16 protein-coding genes and 1 tRNA gene are annotated in these 22,029 nt (G+C 64.4%); 6 read left to right on the top strand and 11 right to left on the bottom strand.

Going from position 1 to position 22,029, the window contains the following annotated elements:
• Positions 1 to 32 precede the first annotated feature (32 nt).
• The 6 genes from FJW05_RS13015 to FJW05_RS12990 are packed head-to-tail and all read right to left on the bottom strand — an operon-like array spanning position 33 to position 7,290.
• Positions 33 to 1,286, bottom strand: a complete 1,254-nt coding sequence (locus FJW05_RS13015) for an ABC transporter substrate-binding protein (RefSeq protein WP_140632473.1) — start codon at positions 1,284 to 1,286, stop codon at positions 33 to 35.
• 58 nt (positions 1,287 to 1,344) lie between these two features.
• Positions 1,345 to 2,856, bottom strand: coding sequence for an aldehyde dehydrogenase family protein (locus FJW05_RS13010; protein ID WP_140632724.1), 1,512 nt, complete (start codon positions 2,854 to 2,856; stop codon positions 1,345 to 1,347).
• 10 nt (positions 2,857 to 2,866) lie between these two features.
• A complete protein-coding gene (locus FJW05_RS13005; protein WP_140632470.1) occupies positions 2,867 to 3,643 on the bottom strand; it encodes an enoyl-CoA hydratase/isomerase family protein in 777 nt (258 codons plus the stop codon).
• Positions 3,636 to 5,237, bottom strand: coding sequence for an acyl CoA:acetate/3-ketoacid CoA transferase (locus FJW05_RS13000; protein WP_140541871.1), 1,602 nt, complete (start codon positions 5,235 to 5,237; stop codon positions 3,636 to 3,638). The genes FJW05_RS13005 and FJW05_RS13000 overlap by 8 nt, the downstream gene beginning before the upstream one ends.
• Positions 5,234 to 6,250 (bottom strand): Gfo/Idh/MocA family oxidoreductase, encoded by a 1,017-nt coding sequence (locus FJW05_RS12995; RefSeq protein WP_140632467.1) that lies wholly within the window; start codon positions 6,248 to 6,250, stop codon positions 5,234 to 5,236. Before FJW05_RS12995 ends, FJW05_RS13000 begins: the two co-directional genes overlap by 4 nt.
• On the bottom strand, positions 6,247 to 7,290 hold the full coding sequence (locus FJW05_RS12990; protein WP_140632464.1) for a LacI family DNA-binding transcriptional regulator: 1,044 nt from the start codon (positions 7,288 to 7,290) through the stop codon (positions 6,247 to 6,249). The genes FJW05_RS12995 and FJW05_RS12990 overlap by 4 nt, the downstream gene beginning before the upstream one ends.
• Positions 7,291 to 7,530: 240 nt before the next feature.
• Here FJW05_RS12990 and FJW05_RS12985 point away from each other — a divergent pair, with 240 nt between their 5' ends.
• Positions 7,531 to 8,685, top strand: coding sequence for a dihydrodipicolinate synthase family protein (locus tag FJW05_RS12985; RefSeq protein WP_140632461.1), 1,155 nt, complete (start codon positions 7,531 to 7,533; stop codon positions 8,683 to 8,685).
• Positions 8,686 to 8,996: 311 nt separating this feature from the next.
• Here the strand turns inward: FJW05_RS12985 and FJW05_RS12980 are convergent.
• Both FJW05_RS12980 and FJW05_RS12975 read right to left on the bottom strand, forming a co-directional pair.
• Positions 8,997 to 9,071, bottom strand: a tRNA-Val gene (locus tag FJW05_RS12980).
• A 115-nt stretch (positions 9,072 to 9,186) separates the two neighbouring features.
• Positions 9,187 to 9,549: a response regulator gene (locus FJW05_RS12975; RefSeq protein ID WP_006199474.1), complete on the bottom strand. Its 363-nt coding sequence runs from the start codon at positions 9,547 to 9,549 to the stop codon at positions 9,187 to 9,189.
• Between the two features lie 150 nt (positions 9,550 to 9,699).
• Here FJW05_RS12975 and FJW05_RS12970 point away from each other — a divergent pair, with 150 nt between their 5' ends.
• Positions 9,700 to 10,656, top strand: a complete 957-nt coding sequence (locus FJW05_RS12970; RefSeq protein WP_140632458.1) for an N-formylglutamate amidohydrolase — start codon at positions 9,700 to 9,702, stop codon at positions 10,654 to 10,656.
• A gap of 358 nt (positions 10,657 to 11,014) precedes the next feature.
• Complete coding sequence (gene hisN / locus FJW05_RS12965; RefSeq protein ID WP_140632455.1) at positions 11,015 to 11,788, top strand: histidinol-phosphatase; 774 nt, start codon at positions 11,015 to 11,017, stop codon at positions 11,786 to 11,788.
• A 59-nt stretch (positions 11,789 to 11,847) separates the two neighbouring features.
• Here hisN and FJW05_RS12960 read toward each other — a convergent pair whose 3' ends face one another.
• The gene (locus tag FJW05_RS12960) at positions 11,848 to 12,300 is read right to left on the bottom strand and encodes a hypothetical protein (protein ID WP_140632452.1); all 453 of its coding nucleotides are present in this window, start codon (positions 12,298 to 12,300) and stop codon (positions 11,848 to 11,850) included.
• A 283-nt stretch (positions 12,301 to 12,583) separates the two neighbouring features.
• Positions 12,584 to 13,540, bottom strand: a complete 957-nt coding sequence (locus tag FJW05_RS12955) for an alpha/beta hydrolase (RefSeq protein ID WP_140632449.1) — start codon at positions 13,538 to 13,540, stop codon at positions 12,584 to 12,586.
• Positions 13,541 to 14,154: 614 nt separating this feature from the next.
• On the opposite strand from FJW05_RS12955, the gene FJW05_RS12950 reads away from it, so the two are divergent.
• On the top strand, positions 14,155 to 14,622 hold the full coding sequence (locus FJW05_RS12950; RefSeq protein WP_140632446.1) for an Hsp20 family protein: 468 nt from the start codon (positions 14,155 to 14,157) through the stop codon (positions 14,620 to 14,622).
• Positions 14,623 to 14,756: 134 nt separating this feature from the next.
• Positions 14,757 to 15,509: a sulfite exporter TauE/SafE family protein gene (locus FJW05_RS12945; protein ID WP_140632443.1), complete on the top strand. Its 753-nt coding sequence runs from the start codon at positions 14,757 to 14,759 to the stop codon at positions 15,507 to 15,509.
• A gap of 234 nt (positions 15,510 to 15,743) precedes the next feature.
• Here FJW05_RS12945 and FJW05_RS12940 read toward each other — a convergent pair whose 3' ends face one another.
• On the bottom strand, positions 15,744 to 16,793 hold the full coding sequence (locus FJW05_RS12940) for a low specificity L-threonine aldolase (RefSeq protein ID WP_140632440.1): 1,050 nt from the start codon (positions 16,791 to 16,793) through the stop codon (positions 15,744 to 15,746).
• A gap of 491 nt (positions 16,794 to 17,284) precedes the next feature.
• Between FJW05_RS12940 and gltB the strand changes: the two genes are divergently transcribed.
• Complete coding sequence (gltB, locus tag FJW05_RS12935; protein ID WP_140632437.1) at positions 17,285 to 22,021, top strand: glutamate synthase large subunit; 4,737 nt, start codon at positions 17,285 to 17,287, stop codon at positions 22,019 to 22,021.
• Positions 22,022 to 22,029: the final 8 nt, after the last annotated feature.

Raw genomic sequence — 22,029 nt, 5'->3', positions numbered from 1 at the left:
GAAGCGGGGGAGACCCGAGTTCAAGCAACGGCTTACTTGGCGTCGTCGATCGCCTTGACCAGCTCGGTCACGGCCTCGTCGGAGGTCTTGATCTGACCATGGACGAACTTCGATACGACATCCTTGTAGGCATTGGCGACGGCGGGCGGGGCGCCGTAGCCCTGCGCCAGCGAGCCGAACAACGTGCCGCCCTCATTGGCCTTCTTCAGGTCGGCGATACCCTTCTTGCCGCAAGCATCGAAGTCGGTATCAGGCACGTCGGTGCGGGCCGGGACCGAACCCTTCACGACGTTGAAGGCCGACTGGAAGCTTTTCGACAAAGTGGCGGTGGCGAGCGCGACCTGGGCAGCCTTGCGGTCCTCCGGCACGTTGAACATGCCGAACATGTCGGAGTTGTAGATCACCGAGCCGTCGGTGCCCGGGAAGCGGTAGCACAGGAAGTCGGTGCCCGGGGTCTTGTTGGCGGCGTGGAACTCGCCCTTGGCCCAGTCGCCCATGACTTGGACCAGCGCGTCGCCCTTGATGACCATGGCGGTGGCGAGGTTCCAGTCGCGGCCCGAGAAGTTCGGGTCGACATATTTGACGAGCTTGGCGAGGTTGTCGAACGACTTCTTCATCGTGTCGGACTTGAGCGACTCCTCATCGAGGTCGTTCATCGCCTTCTTGTAGAACTCCGGGCCGCCGGTCGACAGCACGACGGAGTCGAACATGGTCGCCTCCTGCCAGTTCTGACCTCCGAGCGCCAGCGGGATGACGCCCGCGGCCTTGGCCTTGTCGAGCAAGGCCACGAAGTCGTCGAAGGTCTTCGGCTCGGTGCCGCCGATCTTGTCCATCACCGCCTTGTTGATCCACAGCCAGTTGACGGAGTGGACGTTGACCGGGGCCGCGACCCACTTGCCGTCATAGACGGAGAACTTCTGCAGGGCGGCCGGAACCGACTTGTCCCAGCCTTCCTTCTTGGCGGTCTCGGTGAGGTCGCCCATGACGCCGGCGGCGGCATAATCGAGCACGGTGTAGCCGAGCATCTGCGAAGCGGTCGGATAATTGCCGGCCGCAACCATCGCCTTCAGCGCGGTCATGGCGGCGTCGCCGCCGCCGCCGGCCACCGGCACGTCCTTCCAGGCATAGCCTTCCTTGGCCAGATCCTGCTTCAGCACGTTCAGAGCAGCCGCTTCGCCGCCCGACGTCCACCAATGCAGCATCTGCACTTCCTTGACGTCCGCGGCGTGCGCCGAGAACGCAAAGCTCGTCGCAAGAGCCGTTCCGATAAGCAGTTTGCGCAACATGTACTACCTCCCTTGTTGCATTCACAGAACCGGCGGGTGTCCGCCGGGGTCTCCCAACTCAGCCGACCCACCATCCGGTGCGCTGGCCGCGATGAAATTGGATAGTCTTTTCCTCGGTATAGTCCTCGACAGCGCGTTTGCCGAGTTCGCGTCCCAGACCGGACTGCTTGTAGCCGCCGAAGGGCAGTTCGGGATAACCTTCCATGAACGTATTCACCCAAACCGTCCCCGAACGCACGCCGCGCGCCACCGACATGCACGTGTCGATACCGGCGCTCCACACCCCTGCAGACAAACCATAGGGCGTGTTGTTGGCAATGCGCAATGCCTCTTCAATCGTTTCAAAAGTGAGCACGGACAGCACCGGTCCGAACACTTCCTCGCGCGCGATCGCCATATCCTCCGTGACGTCACGAATGATGGTCGGATCGAGATATTGACCGGCATTGGATGCAAGCCGCGCGCCACCGGCGAAAACGCTGCCGCCGTCGGTTTTCGCCGCCGTCACATAGCCGGCTACCTTTTCCATATGGTCGGCCGAGATCATCGCGCCGACCTTGGTGCGGTCGTCGAGCGGATCGCCGACGCGGACCTTCCGGGACAGCGCCTTGACCGCGTTGAGGAAGTCGTCGGCGATCGCCTCATGCACGATGAGGCGGCTGCCGGCATTGCAGCATTCGCCGGCGTTGAAGAAGCCGCCGAACACCGCGGCATCCGCAGCGGCCTCGAGGTCGGCGTCGGGGAAGACGATCTGGCCATTCTTACCGCCGAGTTCCATCGAGACCTTCTTCAAGGAATCGGAAGCGGCTGCCATGGTTGTCTTGCCGACACGGGTCGAGCCGGTGAAGGAGACCATCTCAACCAGCGGATGGCTGACCATCGGCGCGCCGACGTCGGCGCCGTAGCCTGCGAGAATGTTGACGACGCCAGCCGGCAGCCCGGCCTCCAACAAGACGTCGCCGAGCACGAAAGTGGAAGCGGACGTCATCTCGCTCGGCTTCACCACCGCCGTGCAGCCGGCGGCGAGCGCGAAGGGCAGCTTCTGGCTGACGATCAGGAAAGGGAAATTCCACGGCGTGATGATCGAGACGACGCCGATCGGTTCGCGCAGCACGACGCCCAGCATGGCGTCGCCGAGATTGGCATAGCTTTCGCCATGCAGCGTGCGGGCAAGCGAGGCGGCATAGCGCCAGATGTCGATCGCGCCGCCGATCTCTGCGCGCGCCTGGGCGATCGGCTTGCCGGATTCCAGCGCGTCGAGACGGGCGATCTCTTCCAGCCGTGCCTCGATCAGGTCGGCAGCCTTCAGCAGAACCGCCGCGCGTTCCGATGCCTTCATGCGCGGCCATGGGCCGGTCTCGAAAGCCTTGTGCGCGGCCAGGACCGCCGCCTCGACTTCCGCCGCGCCAGCTTGCGCATAGCGGGACACGATGAAGCCGTGGCCTGGGCTGGCGCGCTCGATGCTGCGGCCGTCGCGGGCATCGACATGCCTGCCGTCGATCAACAGTTTGTAGACCTTCGGCGCGTGGGACGCCTCGGCCGGCATGGCAATGTTGAGCGGTGCGTTCATCATGTCTTCTCTAGGATCTCGAAAAGGCCGGCTTCTGCTTGGCCTTGAAGGCGTCGACGCCGGCTTTGAGGTCGGCCGTTAGCGCGATGAAGCCGCTGGCCAGCGCCTCGGTCGCGGCCGCATCTTCCTCGCCCTCGGCAACGCCGATCATCAGCTTCGCGGCCTCCGTCGCCAGCGGACCGCGCTCGGCGACCTTTTCGGCCCAGGCTTTGGCTTCGTCGAAAGCCTTGCCTGTTTCGACCAGTCGGTCGACGATGCCGTGCGCGAGCGCATCGGTCGCCAGGAAAATCTCGCCGCCAATCGCCATTCGGCGCACGATTTGTGCACCGAAACGGCGCACGGCGCGCTGTGTGCCCGACCAGCCCGGCACCACGCCGATCGAGGTTTCGGGGAAGCCGAGTTTTATCTGCGTTTCGGCGACGCGGAAATCGCAGGCCGCCGCCAGTTCCAGCCCGCCGCCCAGCGCATGGCCGGAGAGCACCGCGATGGTCGGCTGCCTGAGCCGGGCCAGGCGGTCGAAGACGCGGTGGCCGTAGCGTACCCATTGCACCTGGAAATCGGCGGCACTCATCGCGCCCCAGGCCTCGACGTCGCCGCCGGCGCAGAAGCCCTTGCCTTCGCCGCGGATAAGCACAGCGCGAACGCCCTCGGCCAGTTCCGCTTGGTCAAGCGCCGCCTCGAGCGCGCGCAGCATTGGGATGTCGAGCGCGTTGAACTTTTCCGGCCGGCGCAGCGTGACGATGCCGACGGCGCCGTCCTTTTCGAAGGTGACGAGACCCTCAGCCATGCGCGCCTCCGAGCGAAGCGCCGCCATTGAGCGACAAGCCGATCGGTCGGTCGTGATAGAGCGCCGCAGGCGTGACCTTGAGGTCGTTCGCCACAGCGAGCGGGATCTCGGACTGCGCCAAGACATCGCGCTCGAGATCGATGCCGGGCGCGAGTTCCGTGACCATCAGCCCGTCCGGCGTCAGCTTCATCACGCAGCGCTCGGTGACATAGGTAATGTCCTGCCCCTGGGCGACCGCCCGCTTGCCGGAGAAGGAGATGTGCTCCACCTCTGCGACCACCTTCTTGATCTTGCCTTCCTGGTCGATGCGGATGGCGCTGTTCGCCAGCGAGAGTTTCGCGCCGGCATTGAAGAAGCCGGAAAAGACGATCTTCCTCGCCCGCGCGGTGATGTCGACGAAGCCGCCGGCGCCGGCGGTCACATGCGGCCGCGCCGAGAGCTTCGAGACGTTGACCGAGCCGTGCCGGTCGATCTGCAGGAAGGACAGCAGCGAGGCGTCGAAGCCGCCGGCCTGGAAATAGATGAACTGGTGCGGCGAGGGCATGATCGCCTCGGCGTTGGAGGCACAGCCGAACTTGAAGTCGAGCAGCGGCACGCCGCCGACCGCGCCCTGCTCGATCACCCAGGTGACCTTGCCGTGCTGGCCTTCCTCGAGAAGGATGCGCGGCACGTTGGCCGAGATGCCGAAGCCGATGTTGACGGCCATGCCGTCGCGCAATTCCATGGCGACGCGCCGCGCGATGACCTTCTGGATGTTCATCTCCGGCGTGCGGAAGGTCGACAGCGGCCGGAAGATCTCGCCGGAGATCGCCGGGTCATAAGGCGTCTGCGTCGTCTGCAACTGGTCGGGCGCCACCACGATATGGTCGACCAGCACGCCTGGCACCCGCACGTCATGCGGCTTCAGCGTGCCGTTCTCGACCACGCGCTTGACCTGCGCAATGACGATGCCGCCATTGTTGCGGGCAGCCAGCGCCTGCTCCAGTCCGCCGAGATAGGCGCCCTCATGCTCATAGGTGAGATTGCCGCGCTCGTCGGCCGTGGTGGCGCGAATGATCGAGACGTTCGGCACGATGGCGCGGAAATAGAGCCATTCCTCGCCGTCGAACTGCTCAACCGAGACGATCGGCTCGCTGGCCGCGGCGTTCATGGCGCAACCCTGGTGGCGCGGATCGGCAAAGGTGTCGAGGCCGACCTTGGTCAGCACGCCGGGACGTTTGGCGGCGGCCTCGCGATGCATGTCGAACAGGATGCCGGACGGCACGTTGTAGGCGGCGATCGAATTGTCGCCGATCATCTTCCAGATCTGCGGCGGCTCGGCAGAGGAGGGGCCGGACGGATAGGAGCCGCAGAGCGTGCGCTTGAGCAGGCCCGGCTTGGCGAGATGGTCGATGCCCTTGATGCCGTACATGTCGCCGGCGGCGATCGGATGCAGCGTGGTGATTGCCTGCGGATGGCCTTCCGCGTCGAAACGCTCGCCGATCGCGGCAAGCACGGCATCCGGGCAGCCGAGCCCGCTCGACGACGACACCGAGACGACCATGCCGTCCTTGATCAGGCTGGCGGCATGGGCCGCCGAGACGAGCTTGCTCACGCGAGGCCCCCAAGTTGCGGGTCGATGGCGACGGCCTTGCCGGTGTTCGACGATTGCAGTGCTGCTTCGGCCGACGCCAACGACCAGACGCCGTCCTCGCCGGTGGCTGCAGGCCGGCCTTCGCCGCGGATCGCGGCATGGAAGTGGCGCAACGAGCGGGTGTAGAGATCCTCGCGATCGAAGCTCAGCTCTTCTTCTCCGCTCGCGCTGCGCAGATGCACCGAGCCGACCGGCTTTTGCGTCATCACATTGGCGGCGATCAGCGAGCCCTCCGAGCCATGCACCTCGAAGCCGGTGCCGGCGAATTTCGTGGTGAAGCCCTCATGCGACTGGGCAATCACGCCCGACCCGAAACGCCAGATGCACATGGCGCCGTCCTCCAGTCCGCCGCCGGCCATGCCGGCGGCTTGCGTGAAGGCCGAAATCTCGACGGGGTCGTCGTCCAGCACGAAGCGCAGCGTGTCGGCATCATGCACGGTGATGTCGAGCACAACGCCGCCGCCGGCCTCAGGCCTGGCGATGCGCCAGCCCTGCAGGTTCTCCGGCAGGTAGACGGAGTGGAAGACGCGTGCGGCGATCGGCTTGCCGATGCGGCCGGCGGCAATCGCCTCGCGCATGGCGCGGTGGGCGCCGGCATTGCGCAGATGGTGATTGGTGCCGAAGACGATACCGGCAGCTTTCGCGGCGACGACCATCTCACGCGCATCGGCGCTGGTCAGCGCCAGCGGCTTCTCGCACAGCACATGCTTGCCGGCCTTGATCGCGGCAAGCCCCTGCTCGAGATGCAATTCGTTGGTGGTCGAGATGTAGACGGCGTCGATGTCCGAGTTGAGCAGCGCGTCGAGAGACGAGACGGCGCGTGCGATGCCGGTTTCCCTCGCATAGGTCTCGGCCCGTTCCGGGCTGGAGCTCATCACGGCGGCGACCTCGCCGTCGGCCTGCGCGCGGATGGCATCGATCACGAACTGTCTGGCGATCGTGCTGGCGCCGATCAGTCCCCATCGCACGCTCACGCCGCGTCTCCCACCTGGCTGTTGCGGTCCGGGCCGCTGCTTTCCCGCACGACCAGGCTGACGGCACCGATATGGTTCTCGGCGCGCGTGGTGCGCGACTGGATCATCTTCAGCATGACGTGCGCCGCGCGCTCGCCGAGGCCCGCGGTGTCGACGGCGACGCTGGTCAGCGCCGGGCTGTAGTGCTCGGCCTCGGCGACATCGTCGAAGCCGACGACGGCGAAGTCTGCGCCTGCCTCGAGACCGCGTTTGCGCAATGCCAGCATGACGCCGAAGGCTACCGCATCGTTGAAGCACAGCGCTGCGGTCGGTGGTCGCGGCACGGCAAGGGCCGTCTCCAGGCAGGCCATGCCGCCCTTGCGGTTCGTCTCGCCCTCGACGATCAGCCGGTCCGGAGCCGGGATGCCGAACGTTTCGCAGGCTTCGAGGAAGCCGCCCAGGCGCTCCTGATAAACAACGAGATCGGATGAACCGCCGAAGAAGGCCAGGCGGCGATGACCCCTGCGGATCAGATGTTCGGCGGCAAGCACCGCGCCGCGATGATTGTCCGGCGCGATCACCGGAATACGGCTGTCCGGCAACCTGCGCATGGTGAAGACGATCGGGACGCCGGCCGTCTCGATGCGGCGGAAGGTGCCGGGCGACGTGCCACGCGCCGGCGAGACGATCAGGCCGGCGACGCCCTGTTCCATCAGCGATTTCAGCACCTCTTCCTGACGCACCGGGTTTTCCGCCGTGTTGGCGATGAAGGGGACGACGCCCGCCGCCTGGAAGACGCGCTCCATGCCGACGGCAAGCTCGGCGAAAAAGGGGTTGGTGAGATCGTTGATCACCATGCCGATGACATTGGAATGGGCCTTGCGCAGATTGGCGGCGCCGCGGTTGTAGACATAGCCGACATCCTCGATCGCCTTGCGCACCTTGGTCGCGGTTTCAGGCCGGATCAGCCCGCTGCCCTGCAGCACGAGCGACACCGTCGATTTGGACACGCCGGCCTCGCGGGCGATGTCCAGGATCGTCGCCTTGGCCCGGCTGGCCATCCTCGTCGCGTCCTCCCAGTTTTGGCAAAATTTATTGGAACGTTCTAATCATCGATCCAAATCCGAGTCAATTGCGATTGCGACGAAAATCGAAAAATTGATTGAAGCGGTTCAAAACCTCAGCAAATGCAAGGATACCTCCAGGAGGGCACGGTGTGTTCCAGCCTGGATCTGCGGAGCCATAAAGATTCTTGATTTATTGGAACGTTCCATTTATAGCGACGGCAACGGGAGAGTACCATGGACATCACCTTGCCTGCGGCAAACGGCGACCGGGTCAGCTACCGGCTCGTCGGCAAACCGGTCGAACCGATCGAGGGCGCACGCTTTTCGCGTATCGCCTATGCCGCCGCCCATGTCGTTGCCGATCCCATCGCCATGACCGATCCGTGGTCGCGGCCGGCGGTCGACTGGGACAGGACGATGGCGTTCCGTCATCATTTGTGGCGGCTCGGCTTTCGCATCGCCGAAGCCATGGACACGTCTCAGCGCGGGATGGGTTTCGACTGGGCGAGCGCCAGGGAGCTGATCCGCCGCTCGATCGCGGAAGCCAAAACGGTGCCGGGCGCCGACCTCGCCTCGGGGGCGGGGACCGATCACCTGGCGCCGGCGGCGGCCAAGACGCTCGACGACGTCATCGGCGCCTATGAAGAGCAATTCGCCTTCATCGAAGGCGAGGGCGGCAAGGCAATCATGATGGCGAGCCGCGCACTGGCCGCGGTGGCAAAAGGGCCGGACGATTACGCCCGCGTCTATGACCGCATGCTTTCCCAGGCATCGGGCAAGGTCATCCTGCACTGGCTGGGCGACATGTTCGATCCGGCGCTCAAGGGCTATTGGGGCAGCAACGATTTCGATACCGCGCTCGACACTGTCGTCGCCATCATCGAGCGGCATGCGGGCAAGGTCGAAGGCATCAAGATATCGTTGCTCGACGCCGAGAAGGAGATCTTGCTGCGCAACCGGCTGCCCGACGGGGTGGTGATGTTCACCGGCGACGATTTCAACTATCCCGAACTGATTGCCGGCGACGGCAGGAAACACTCGCACGCGCTGCTCGGCATCTTCGACGCCATCGCGCCGGTGGCAAATGCCGCGCTGGCGAAGCTGGCAGAGGGTGACAAGGCCGGCTACGACGCGCTGATGGCGCCGACCGTGCCGCTGTCGCGAAAAATCTTCGAGGCGCCGACCGAATACTACAAGGCCGGCATCGTCTTCATGGCCTGGCTGGACGGGCATCAGGACCACTTCACAATGGTGGGCGGCATGCAGTCGGCGCGCGGCATATGCCACTACGCGGATGTCTTCCGGCTCTCCGACCAGGCCGGGCTGCTGGCCGACCCCGATCTTGCCATCGCCAGGATGAAGACCCTGCTGGCGGTCGCGGGCGTTTAAGCCGGCCCCGGTGCGGGATTTGCGTTCCGCCGGCAAATCGTATTCGCTTGCCGAAAAATAGGCACGGGCGCACATGGCAATGGCGGACAAAGTCGCGCTGGCAGACAGAGTCGCCCTTGTCACCGGGGTTACCGGGCAGGACGGGGCATATCTGGGCTGCTCGGCAAGGGCTACGTCGTCCACGGGCTCGCCGTCTTGGGCGAAACGTTTGTGCTCGTTCGAAGAAGTCTCGGGTAATCGCGAGCTGCAGTGCAGCCAGACAGTCAGGCACAGGGTTCTGTGCTCGCCAGACATCTAACTTATTGGAAGGATGGTGGGCGTGACAAGGATTGAACTTGTGACCCCTGCAATGTCAATGCAGTGCTCTCCCGCTGAGCTACACGCCCATCCGAAGCCGCGCATACACCACTTTTGATCCGGCGCGTCAATAGCGGGAATGCGGAAAGACGGCTTGTGTTTGTCGCATCGGCGCGGCGCATCGTCGATGCCTGCCGAAGTGGCTCAGGCCGCCTGCAGCATCTTCTCGACCTCGTTGACGAGATCGCGCAGGTGGAAAGGCTTCGACAGCACCTTGGCGTCCTTGGGCGCCTTGGAATCCGGATTGAGCGCGACCGCGGCAAAGCCGGTGATGAACATCACCTTGAGGTCCGGGTCGATCTCGGTGGCGCGGCGGGCAAGCTCGATGCCGTCCATCTCCGGCATGACGATGTCGGTAAGGAGCAGCGAGAAAGGCTCTTCGCGAAGCCGCTCATAGGCGCTGGCGCCATTGTCGAAATCGCTTACCTGGTAGCCGGCGCGTTCCAGCGCCTTGACGAGGAAGCGGCGCATATCATCGTCGTCTTCCGCCAGCAGAATGCGTGCCATCATATCCCGTCCGAATCACCCGCCTCAAGCCTGCCGCCGGGCAAGGCTGTTAACCATGCTGTATATGAGGATGTGTCGGTAAACATCAAGTGAATGAAGGGCGTCCCGCATCCGGTTCAAGCTGCGGTTTCGTCGCCTGAAATGCTGGACATGCCGCACGCAAGGTGGCAAGTTTTACGTCATGATGCAGTGCTGTTTCCTGGTTCGTGCAAATTGAAAACGGCAGCCGAGGATTTTTCGGTCGTCCCACCCTTCGAAATCCGATCGGGCGCCGAACAGCGCGTCCCCTTCCTGTTCAACTCACCGCATAGCGGCCGCCATTATCCGGAGCGCTTCCTGGCCATGGCGCGGCTTGACCGCAACGCCATCCGCCGGTCGGAGGACTGCTATGTCGAGGAGCTTTTCGGCGGCGCCGTGCCGCTCGGCGCGCCACTGCTGGCGGCCAATTTTCCGCGCGCCTATCTCGACGTCAACCGCGAGCCGTGGGAACTCGATCCGCGCATGTTCGCGGAGCCGGTCCCGTCTTTCTGCAACATCCGTTCGGCGCGTGTCGCCGGCGGGCTGGGCACGGTGCCGAAGCTTGTCGGCGAAGGCCTTGATATCTATCCCGGCCGCCTGCCGCTGGCTGAGGCGGTGGCGCGCATCGAAGCGGTGTACAAGCCTTATCACGAGACGCTGAAGCGGCTCCTGACCAGAACGCATGCCAGGTTCGGCTATGCCGTGCTGATCGACTGCCACTCGATGCCGGCCAGCATACGCGTCGGCGACAACGGCGTGCGGCCCGACTTCATCATCGGCGATCGGTTCGGAATCTCGGCCTCGCCGGCGCTCACCGAGATGGCGATTAGCCTGCTTGTCCGCATGGGCTACACCGTCGCGCATAACAAGCCCTATGCGGGAGGGTTCATCACTGAACATTATGGCAGGCCGGCGCGGCATCTGCATGCGTTGCAGATCGAGGTCAATCGCGGGCTTTACATGGACGAGCGGACGTTCCAGAAATCGGCCGGCTTCGACGCTTTGGCCTGCGACCTGACCCGCTTCTCGGCCGACCTGATGTCGATGCCCGACCATCATTTCGTCGATTTGCCGCTGGCGGCGGAATGACGGCGCGGTCGGCGCGCCCAGTTCTTCTATACGCAATTTCGGACGGAAAACCGCTTCACACTTTTCCCGGAATTGCCTGAAAAAAAGACCGCATCGTTTTCACGACACGGTCGAAGTCTAGGGAGGAAACGCCCAAGGAGGGCATGGACAGGAAAACCTGTCCGATGACAAAATTATTGTGCGCCGCACAAATGTCAATCGACAGCGGGCTTTTTTAATTCAATATGATGTGGAAATTCCGCTTCGGCGGCTCAGATGTGACATTCGGGCAACAGAAAACGGGCGTCTGACCGGTCTTCAGCGCGCCTGTTCCGCGAGAAACAGGCGGCCGGCAACGGCCGCGATGGGGGAGAGCGACTTGGATATCAGCACCGATTTCATGCGGCGCATCGCGCATGCCGCCGCCGCCGAAACCTTGCCGCGCTTCCGCAGCCAGGGGGCGGTCACCAACAAGCTTGCGGGAAGCTTCGATCCGGTAACGGAGGCCGATCGCGAAGCCGAGCGCGCGATCCGGGCGCTGATTTCGTCCGAATATCCCGAGCACGGCATCCTCGGCGAGGAGCATGGCAGCCAAAACCTCGCCAGCCGGCATGTCTGGGTGATCGACCCGATCGACGGCACCCGCGCCTTCATTTCCGGCATCCCGGTGTGGGGAACGCTGGTCGGGCTGACCGTCGATGGCGAGGCGGTCGCCGGCATGATGTCGCAACCCTTCACCGGCGAGCTGTTCTACGCCAACGCTTCCGGGTCGCATTATGAAGGACCGGGCGGCCCGCGCCGGCTCGCGACCCGCAAGACGACCGAGCTCGCGCAAGCGACGCTGTTCACGACCACGCCGGCATTGTTCCAGGGCGATGCGCGCAAGCGCTATGACCAGTTCGAGACAAAGGTGCAGCTCGCCCGCTACGGCACCGATTGCTACGCCTTCGCCATGCTGGCGGCCGGCAGCATCGATATCGTCGCCGACCCGGGCCTGAAGCCCTACGACATCGTCGCGCTGATCCCGATCATCGAGAAGGCCGGCGGCGTCATCACCACTTTCGAAGGTGGGCCGGCGGAGAAGGGCGGCGATATACTGGCGGCAGCGACGCCCGAGCTTCACGCGGCAGCGATGGCGGCGCTGCGCGGCTGAGCACCAGGCGGCCCAAGAGACCGTTTCATGCAAAACCGAATGCAAGACTGCGGCGCGCTCTAGCTCTCGGTTGACGAAGGCTCTGCAAGGCGCAAGCCCCACAGAATGAGCGCGAATGCAATGAGGCCGGTTGGCGCCGACGAATACCCGATGCCCTTGATCGCCGTCTCCTCAAAGGCGCTGCCGTGGAAGGCTCCGGCTGCCAGGGGCATCGTCTCGTTGCCGGCGCCCCAGACGCTCGCCATCACGTAGGCGGCCAGAATGGCAAGAGCCGAATAGATCAGAAGCCAGAACGCAACCCGCGATGTGGCGGCGCTGAGGTTGAGCCTTTCCCAAAGGAGACCCAGCGCCAGCAGGAGAACGGCCTCCAAGCCGCTGAGCGTATGCGCCGACAGCCCCAGGCGCGGTGCGGCAAGGTACGGGATTGCAAATCCTTCAAATGACGAAAACAGCAGCAGGGCGACGCCGATCTGCAACAGGCGATGCCCCTGACGTGACAGCGATGCGTTCATGTCCGTTCCTCCTCCCGGTCCTTGTCGGCTGGCGCATGGCGCCGGAAGGTATCTAGCGCTCCGTGCCTTGGCGGAAACGAGGAGTCGCCGAGCGGCGAGCGCGCCTTCAGTCAAGCCGGTTCCGCCCGCGTTTGCTGCAGGATCTGCAATGACTATGCAGGTGACCACGCCGGCCGCGTTCAGCCGAGATTTGTGGGCCGAGCGGCGAGGTCGAACCCACCGGCCGTGAAGCTCCTGTGCCGGCCGTAAGGCGTCGCCGGCGGCGGCCGCCCACCACCGAGCGTCAAGTGGCATCACCCATGCCGGGGATGAAGGCGTCGAAAGCGGCCAGGAGCTGCTCGCGGTAGATGTCCTTCTCCTGCAGGATCTCGTGCTGCGCACCGTCGATCATCAACAGCGAGCCGACGCGCAGTTTCCTGGCATAGGCCTCCACCGCCTTGGTCGAGACCACCCGGTCGGCGCCGGCGGCGACGATCAGCATCGGCACCTTCACCCTTGCCATGAAATCCGGATCGCTGACGGCTTTCGCGGCTGCGGCGGCGGCCCTCAGCCAGCGGATGGTCGGGCCGCCGAGCGCGAGCTGCGGCCAGGCCTCGTAGATTCCGACATTGCGCCGGTAGCGCACAGGATCCGAGGTCACCTTGTTCACCTCGAAAGCGGGCGGCACTTTCGGGCGCGGACCGAGCGCGGCATAGAGCCGGCCGAGACCCAGCGCGCAAAAGACCGCGCAGACGCGCCGGACCGTGGCGATCGAGACCGGCAGGTCCGGCACCTCGAGAAAAGGCGCCAGCAGCACCATGCGCCGCACCCGGTTGACCATGGACGGCGAGGCAAGCAGCGCAATCACCGCGCCCGTGGAGTGCGCGAGGATGTAATAGGGGCCGCGGCAGTCGGGCAGCACAATTTCCTCGAAGAATTGCTCGAGATCGCGCGTATAGTCGCGGAAGCTGCGGACATAGCCGCGCTGGCGGTCACGCAGCAGGCGGCTGGAACCGCCCTGGCCGCGCCAGTCGAGGATGGCGACGCCGAAGCCGCGATCGGCGAGATCGCGGATGGTCTCGAAATATTTCTCGATGCATTCGTTGCGCCCGGTCAGCAGAACCACCGTGCCCTGCAGCGGGCGGCTGACAGCGGCAAAGACGCCGTAGCGGATCTTCTTGCCGTCGCGTGTGGTGAAGAAGCCGCCCGCGGCATTCTGCGGTGCGGGATTGTCCTCGGTCAGATGGAAAAGATCCGTCATGCGGCGTCGTTGCTTGTTCTTTGCCCGGACGGGCGAGGCGTCGGCATGGTGATAGACGGCCAGGCGGCAAAAGCAAAGGCGTTGCGAGGATTTGCGCGGTCGCCGCGCATGACCCCGAAAATCGGAATCGATTTTCGGAAAGGATCATGCGCGAAATCAAAAGTGCTACAGCGTCCTTAGCGCGTCCAGAGGACGCGCGGCGCTGTAGTGCGGGGAAGGCCGGAAGTGCCTGCGGTGCACTTCCGGCCTCTGTCGACCCGGGAGGAAGGGACGTTGCACCCGGTTCGGCCTCGTCGCGGCGCAGGGAAGGAGGCGCCGCTTGTCTCTCTGTCTTGACGCAATTCCGGACGGAAAACCGCTTCACTTTTCCTGGAATTGCTCGAACTTGACCGAAGCCTAATGCCGCATGACTGAACGGAGGCCGAAGCGGTGGTTCATCCACCGTTCATGAACGTGGCTGCATTGCGACAAAGGAAAACCTTGAAATGGCTTTTTGAGCTTCCCAAATGAAGGTTGTGGCCGCCGATGTCGGGGCCGCTGGCCTATCCGGAACGCCTTTCGAGGGTTTCGCAACGGGTCATACGCAAACCATGTTGCTCAAAAGGAGAACACTCATGCGTCACGTTGATTTTTCCCCGCTTTATCGTTCGACCGTCGGCTTCGACCGGCTGTTCACCATGCTCGATTCGCTCGGCCAGCCCGAGACCGCGCAGACCTATCCGCCCTATAATATCGAGCGCACGGGCGAGAACGCCTATCGCATCTCGATGGCCGTTGCCGGCTTCTCGGAAGACGAGATTTCGATCGAAGCCCATCGCAACGTGCTGACCGTCAAGGGCGAGCGCAAGGAAGAGAACAGCAGCGAGGGTTCGGAGCTGCTTTACCGCGGCATCGCCTCGAGGTCCTTCGAGCGCCGCTTCCAGCTGGCCGACCACGTCGAAGTGGAAGGCGCCACGCTGAAGAACGGCCTGCTCTTCGTCGACCTCAAGCGCAACATTCCCGAGGAGCTGAAGCCGCGCAAGATCGCGATCACCTCGTCCGCGGAAAAGGCCAAGCAGATCGAAACCAAGGCCGCCGCGTAACCCGCGGGGCCGGTAGTAGACAACGTCTCCCTCCCGAGACGAAAGCGGCGCCGCGAGGCGCCGCTTTTTTTGTGCCACCGGCGACGGGCCTGTGTGGCTCTTTTGAAGCGCGCAGCGGCGGATCATGAAGGGCGATGTCCGATTTTTCGCTGCTGTTGACCGCCACCGTTGCAATCACTTTCCTGCTCGCCGGTATCGTCAAGGGCGTCACCGGCATGGGCCTGCCGACCCTGGCCATGGGATTGCTTGGCACCATCATGCCGCCGGTGACGGCCGCCTCGCTGCTCATCGTTCCGTCCTTCGTCACCAATGTCTGGCAGCTTTTCGCCGGCCCGAGTTTTTCGGCGATCCTGCGCCGGCTTTGGCTGATGATGGCGGGCATTCTGATCGGCACGGTCGCCGGCTCGCGGCTGCTCGCCAGCGACAATGTCAAATGGACGACCGCCGGCCTCGGCGCGGCGTTGATCGTCTATGCCGCCTATAGTCTGCTCGCGCGGCAGCCTGTCGTTCCCGAGAAAACCGAGCGCTGGTCGTCGCCGGTCGTGGGTTTTCTCACCGGCCTGGTCACGGGCGGCACCGGCGTCTTCGTGGTGCCTGCCGTGCCTTACATCCAGGCGCTGGGCTTGAGCCGCGACGACCTGATCCAGGCGCTCGGTCTTTCCTTCACGGTGTCGACGATCGCCCTGGCGCTGGGCCTTGCCTCGCATGGCGCGTTCGAGGCGGGGCATCTGGCGATGTCCTCGCTTGCCGTGCTGCCGGCCCTGCTCGGCATGTGGCTGGGGCAAATCCTGCGCCGGAAGATCAGTCCGGCAACTTTTCGCCGCTGGTTCCTGATTTTTCTGGTCCTGCTCGGCGTCGAGTTGCTGCTGCGGCCCTTGCTCGCCTGATCGGGGCGCAAGCCTACCCTTCTTTTCCGCGACGACCGCTTCGACGTTCTGTCGGTGAACGGCTTCGTATGGCGCGAAATACTCAGCCGCCGTCGCGGCGAATATGTCAGCCGCAAAAGTCCTCAAATCGAGCGTGGCCAAATCGGGATCCTGCCGGCAGGAAAGCAGCTTTCGGATATAGGCCTCAGTCGCCGCAATGAGGCTTCTGTCATGCTGCTCCCGAGCGCCGCAAGCTCAGCCAAGCAACTCGCCGAGACGGTCGATCTCTTGCGTCGTGGTGGCGAAGCTGGCGACGAAGCGGTAGATCGCTTCATTGTCGCCGAGATGGCCATCGAAACCCTGCGGCACGCCCCATTCGTAGAATTTGGCGCCGGCCGCTTGCAGCTTTTCCGCGGTGGCCCGACCGAGGATGGCAAACACTTCGTTGGCCTGCGGCAGCCAGGCGAGCTTGCCGGCCGGCGCATCCTCGATCGTCTCGGCCAGATGCGCGGCCATCGCATTGGCGTGCCCTGCCATCCTCAACCACAGATCGTCGGTGAAATAGGCCTCGAACTGGGCCGAGATGAAGCGGGCCTTGGAAAAAGTCTGTCCGGCGCGCTGGCGCAGCAGGCGCAGATCCTTGCCGACATCCGGATTGAGAACCACGACCGCATCGGCCATCCAGCAGCCATTCTTGGTGCCGCCGAAGGAGATGAGGTCGACGCCGCTCTTCCAGGTCATTTCGGCCGGGCTGACGCCGGTCGCGGCAATCGCATTGGCGAAGCGCGCGCCGTCCATGTGCAGCGGCAGCTTGTGGCGGCGGCTGACCTCGGCGATCGCCTTGACATCGTCGACGCTGTAGACCGTGCCGACCTCGGTCGCCTGGGTCACGGTGACCGCCATCGGCTGGCCGGCGGGGGCCAGGTCCTGCGAGTATCGCTTGATGGTCCGGTCGAGAGCCTCCGGGGTCATGCGCCCCAGCGGTCCCGCCACCGGCGCCATGCGCGCGCCGCCGGTGTAGAAACCCATCGCGCCGAACTCGTCGACATTCAAGTGCGCCTCGGAATGGCAGAGCGCGACGCCGCCGATGCGGTTCAACGCAGCCATCGAAAGCGCGTTGGCCGCGGTGCCGGTCGCGGCGAAGAAGACCTGCACCTCACGCTCGAAGATCTCGCTGAAGCGGCGATAGACGGCGCGGTCCAGATCGCCGTCGCCATAGGCGGTCGCGGTGCCGGCGGCATGGCGCGACAGGTTGGCCGAAATGTCGGGGTTGACGCCCGCCCAGTTGTCGGATGCAAAGAACATCGAGAGGTCCATATCGTGATTGGCAAAAGCGGCGGGACTTGACCGCTTCGGCGGTCGAAGCGCAAGGGCCAATCGCCGGCAAAGCGGTGAAGCCAGCAATCGGCGCCAAGGTGCCTTGACCAAAGCTTGCGTTTGCGGCGCCTGTCACGAAAGTTTGTGTCGCAGCACGCCCAAGTTTTTTGTGAATCGGTCTTGTGCGGCTGCCTGATTTCTGCCATAAAAAATTTAGGACAGTAGTGCTGTCTTATTTTGTCGCACAAAACAGGCCGGACTGGCGTATCATTGCTGCCATTCCGGCCATTGTCGCGAGCGGCGGGTAGACGGCCCGGCTCTGGCCTGTACGATACCGGATGCGAACCGGGCGTATGGCCGTATGGTTCGATGGATTTCGCGAGACGTGCAGCAACATGAAGGGGAAGCACTCTCGCTTCCCAAGGCAAACCAGCGCCCTGAGACAGTCAGGGCCAAGGTGGAGAACGGAGGATAGGACGATGACGGAACTGACGCCATCTGCGATTAACGGCCAGGCCGCGCAGACGAAAGCGGCAGCCGTTAAAAATACCGTCCTGGCCAAAGGGCTGCGAACCGCCAACGGCATGACCGCGCAGGGCCTCTATGATCCGCGCAACGAGCACGACGCCTGCGGCGTCGGCTTCATCGCCAATATGAAGGGCGTGAAGTCGCACCGGATCGTCGAGGACGGTCTGGCGATGCTGGAAAACCTCACCCATCGCGGAGCCGTCGGCGCTGACCCGCTGGTCGGCGACGGCGCCGGCTTGCTGGTGCAGATTCCGGACGCTTTCTTCCGCGAAGAAATGGCGGTCGTGGGCATCGAACTGCCGCCGGCCGGTCAATACGGCGTCGGCCACTGGTTCATGCCGCAAGACGCGGCGCTGCGCGCCCATATCGAAGAGATCATCGCCGAATCGGCGCAGTCGGAAGGGCTGCCGCTTATCGGCTTCCGCGACGTGCCGGTCGACAATTCGTCGCTGTCGAAGGCGCCGGATATCGTGGCGTCGGAGCCCTTCCATCGGCAGGTGTTCATCGGCCGCACGGCCGACATCACGGACGACGAGGAGTATGAGGCGCGGCTTTACCTGCTGCGCAAGGTGATCTCGGGCCGCATCTATGCCGAGAACGACAACAAGGACATCGGCGCCTATTGCGTGTCGCTGTCGGCGCGCACCATCGTCTACAAGGGCATGTTCCTGGCCTATCAGGTCGGCGCTTATTACAATGACCTCAAGGATCCGCGTTTCGAGACGGCGCTGATCCTCGTCCACCAGCGCTTCTCGACCAACACCTTCCCGTCATGGAAGCTGGCGCATCCCTATCGCATGGTCGCGCATAATGGCGAGATCAACACCGTGCGCGGCAACAACAATTGGATGGCGGCGCGCCAGGCCTCGGTAGATTCCGAGCTGTTCGGCAACAACATCTCGAAGCTCTGGCCGATCTCCTATGAAGGCCAGTCGGACACGGCGTGCTTCGACAACGCGCTCGAGTTCCTGTTCCAGGGCGGCTACTCGCTCACCCACGCCATGATGATGCTGATCCCGGAAGCCTGGGCCGGCAACAAGCTCATGGACGCCGACCGCAAGGCTTTCTACGAGTACCATGCGGCACTGATGGAGCCGTGGGACGGACCGGCGGCGGTGGTCTTCACCGACGGCCGCCAGATCGGCGCCACGCTCGACCGCAACGGCCTGCGCCCGGCGCGCTACATCGTCACCGACGACGACCGCGTCATCATGGCGTCGGAGGCCGGCGCGCTGCCGGTGCCGGAGGAAAAGATCGTGCAGAAGTGGCGGCTGCAGCCCGGCCGCATGCTGCTGATCGACCTCGCCAAGGGCCGCATCGTTTCCGACGAGGAGATCAAGTCGGAGATCGCGACAAGGCACCCCTACAAGACCTGGCTCGCCAACACGCAGCTCATCCTCGAAGATCTGAAGCCGGTCGAGCCGCGCGCGCTGCGCAAGGATGTCAGCCTGCTCGATCGCCAGCAGTCCTTCGGCTACACGCAGGAAGACACCAAGCTTTTGATGGCGCCGATGGCCACCACCGGCCAGGAAGCGGTGGGCTCGATGGGCACCGACACGCCGATCTCGGCGATGTCGGATAAGTCGAAGCTGCTCTACACCTATTTCAAGCAGAATTTCGCCCAGGTCACCAACCCGCCGATCGACCCGATCCGCGAGGAGCTGGTGATGAGCCTGGTGTCGTTCATCGGGCCGCGGCCGAACATCTTCGACCTGGTCGGCACGTCGCGCCGCAAGCGGCTCGAGGTGCGCCAGCCGATCCTGACCAATGGCGATCTGGAGAAGATCCGCTCCATCGGCCACACCGAGGATAGGTTCGACACCAAGACGATCGACATCACCTATGGTTCGAATGAGGGCGCCGCCGGCATGCAGGGCGCCATCGACCGGCTCTGCGAGCGCGCGGAGGCAGCGGTCGCCGGCGGCTACAACATCATCATCCTGTCCGACCGCCAGGTCGGCCCGGACCGCATCGCCATTCCTTCGCTGCTGGCGACGGCGGCCGTGCACCATCACCTGATCCGCAAGGGCCTGCGCACCTCGGTCGGCCTCGTGGTGGAATCCGGCGAGCCGCGCGAGGTGCATCACTTCTGCTGCCTGGCCGGCTACGGCGCCGAGGCGATCAATCCCTATCTCGCCTTCGACACGCTGCTCGACATGCACAAGCGCGGCGAGCTGCCGGAAGAGGTCGACGAATACGAGGTGGTCTCACGCTACATCAAGTCGATCGGCAAGGGCATTCTCAAGGTGATGTCCAAGATGGGCATCTCGACCTACCAGTCCTATTGCGGCGCGCAAATCTTCGACGCCATCGGGCTGAAGTCGGACTTCGTCGAGAAGTATTTCACCGGCACGGCGACGCTGATCGAAGGCGTCGGCTTGGATGAGATCGCTACCGAGACGCTCAGCCGCCACAGCGACGCCTTCGGCAGCGATCCGGTGCTGCGCAACAATCTCGAGGTCGGCGGCGAATACATGTTCCGCATGCGCGGCGAGGCGCATATGTGGTCGCCCGATGCCGTCGCCAGCCTGCAGCACGCCGTGCGGCAGGGCTCATGGGACACGTTCAAGGACTATTCGGCGCAGATCGACAGCGCGACCGCGCGCGCCCAGACCATTCGCGGCCTGTTCAAGATCAGAACAGCGGAAGAGACCGGCCGCAAGAAGGTCGCGATCGAGGACGTCATGCCGGCGGCCGAGATCGTCAAGCGCTTCTCGACCGGGGCGATGTCGTTCGGCTCGATCTCCCGGGAAGCGCACACCACGCTGGCGCGCGCCATGAACGCCATCGGCGGCAAGTCGAACACCGGCGAGGGCGGCGAAGAGGCCGACCGCTATCTGCCGCTGCCCGGCGGCGGCAAGAATCCGGAACGCTCAGCGATCAAGCAGGTCGCCTCCGGCCGGTTCGGCGTCACGGCGGAATATCTGGTCAATTCCGACGTCATGCAGATCAAGGTGGCGCAGGGCGCCAAGCCCGGCGAGGGCGGCCAGTTGCCCGGACACAAGGTCGACGCGACCATCGCCAAGGTCAGGCACTCGACGCCCGGCGTCGGCCTGATCTCGCCGCCGCCGCATCACGACATCTATTCGATCGAGGATCTGGCGCAGCTGATCTACGACCTGAAGAACGTCAATCCGGCGGCCGACGTCTCGGTCAAGCTGGTGTCGGAGGTCGGCGTCGGCACGGTCGCGGCGGGCGTCGCCAAGGCGCGCGCCGACCACATCACCATCTCCGGCTATGACGGCGGCACCGGTGCTTCGCCGCTGACCTCGCTCAAGCATGCCGGCAGCCCGTGGGAAATGGGCCTCGCCGAAACGCACCAGACGCTGGTGCTCAACGGCTTGCGCTCGCGCGTCGCGCTGCAGGTCGATGGCGGCCTGCGCACCGGGCGCGACGTCATCATCGGCGCGCTGCTCGGCGCCGACGAGTTCGGCTTCTCGACCGCGCCGCTGATCGCGGCCGGCTGCATCATGATGCGCAAGTGCCACCTCAACACCTGCCCGGTCGGCGTGGCGACGCAGGACCCGGTGCTGCGCAAGCGCTTCAAGGGCACGCCCGAGCACGTCATCAACTTCTTCTTCTACGTGGCGGAAGAGGTGCGGGGCCTGCTTGCCGACATGGGCTTCACCCATATCGACCAGATCATCGGCGACACCGATCTCCTGGAAAAGCGCGACGTCATCCAACACTGGAAGGCGCGCGGGCTCGACTTCTCGAAGATGTTCTTCAAGCCGGACGTGCCGCATGAGGCGCTGCACTGGACCGAGCGGCAGAAGCATCCGATCGACGACGTGCTCGACCGCAAGCTGATCGAGCTGGCGAAGCCGGCGCTGGACGCCAAACAACCGGTCACCATCGAGCTGCCGATCCGCAATGTCGACCGCTCTGTCGGCGCCATGCTGTCGGGTGACGTCGCCAAGCGTTTCAAGCACAAGGGCCTGCGCGAGGACACGATAAAGGTGAAGCTGACCGGCACCGCCGGCCAGTCCTTCGCCGCCTTCCTGGCGCGCGGCGTCTCCTTCGAGCTGGTCGGCGCCGGCAACGACTATGTCGGCAAGGGCCTGTCGGGCGGCCGCATCGTCATCCGGCCGCCGCAAGAGGCCAAGATCGTCGCGGCGGACTCGATCATCGTCGGCAACACGGTGCTCTACGGCGCCACCGAAGGCGAGGCGTATTTCGCCGGCGTCGCCGGCGAGCGTTTCGCGGTGCGCAATTCCGGCGTGGCGGCGGTCGTCGAGGGCGTCGGCGACCACGGCTGCGAATACATGACCGGCGGCATCGTCGTCGTGCTCGGCAAGACCGGGCGCAACTTCGCGGCCGGCATGTCGGGCGGCGTCGCCTATGTGCTGGACGAGAAGGGCGATTTCGCCGAACGCTGCAACATGGCGATGGTCGAGCTGGAGCCGGTCCCGGAAGAGGACGACCTGATGGAGAAGCTGCTCCATCACGGCGGCGACCTCGACCACAAGGGCCGCGTCGACGTCTCCGGCGACATGACCAGCCACGACGAGGAGCGGCTCTACCAGCTGATCTCGAACCACGTGCATTTCACCGGTTCGGTGCGCGGCCGCGAGATCCTCGACGACTGGCAGAATTTTAGGCCGAAATTCCGGAAAATCATGCCGGTGGAATATCGCCGCGCGCTGATCGAGATGGAACGCATGCGCATGAGCGTGGCGGCGGAATAGGTTTCGGG

Origin of the sequence: Mesorhizobium sp. B2-9-1, assembly GCF_006439455.1 — a bacterium.
In the GTDB taxonomy this organism is placed as follows: Bacteria; Pseudomonadota; Alphaproteobacteria; order Rhizobiales; family Rhizobiaceae; genus Mesorhizobium.
Note: the sequence above shows the minus strand (reverse complement) of the source record. Positions and strands in the feature narration are given on the sequence as shown.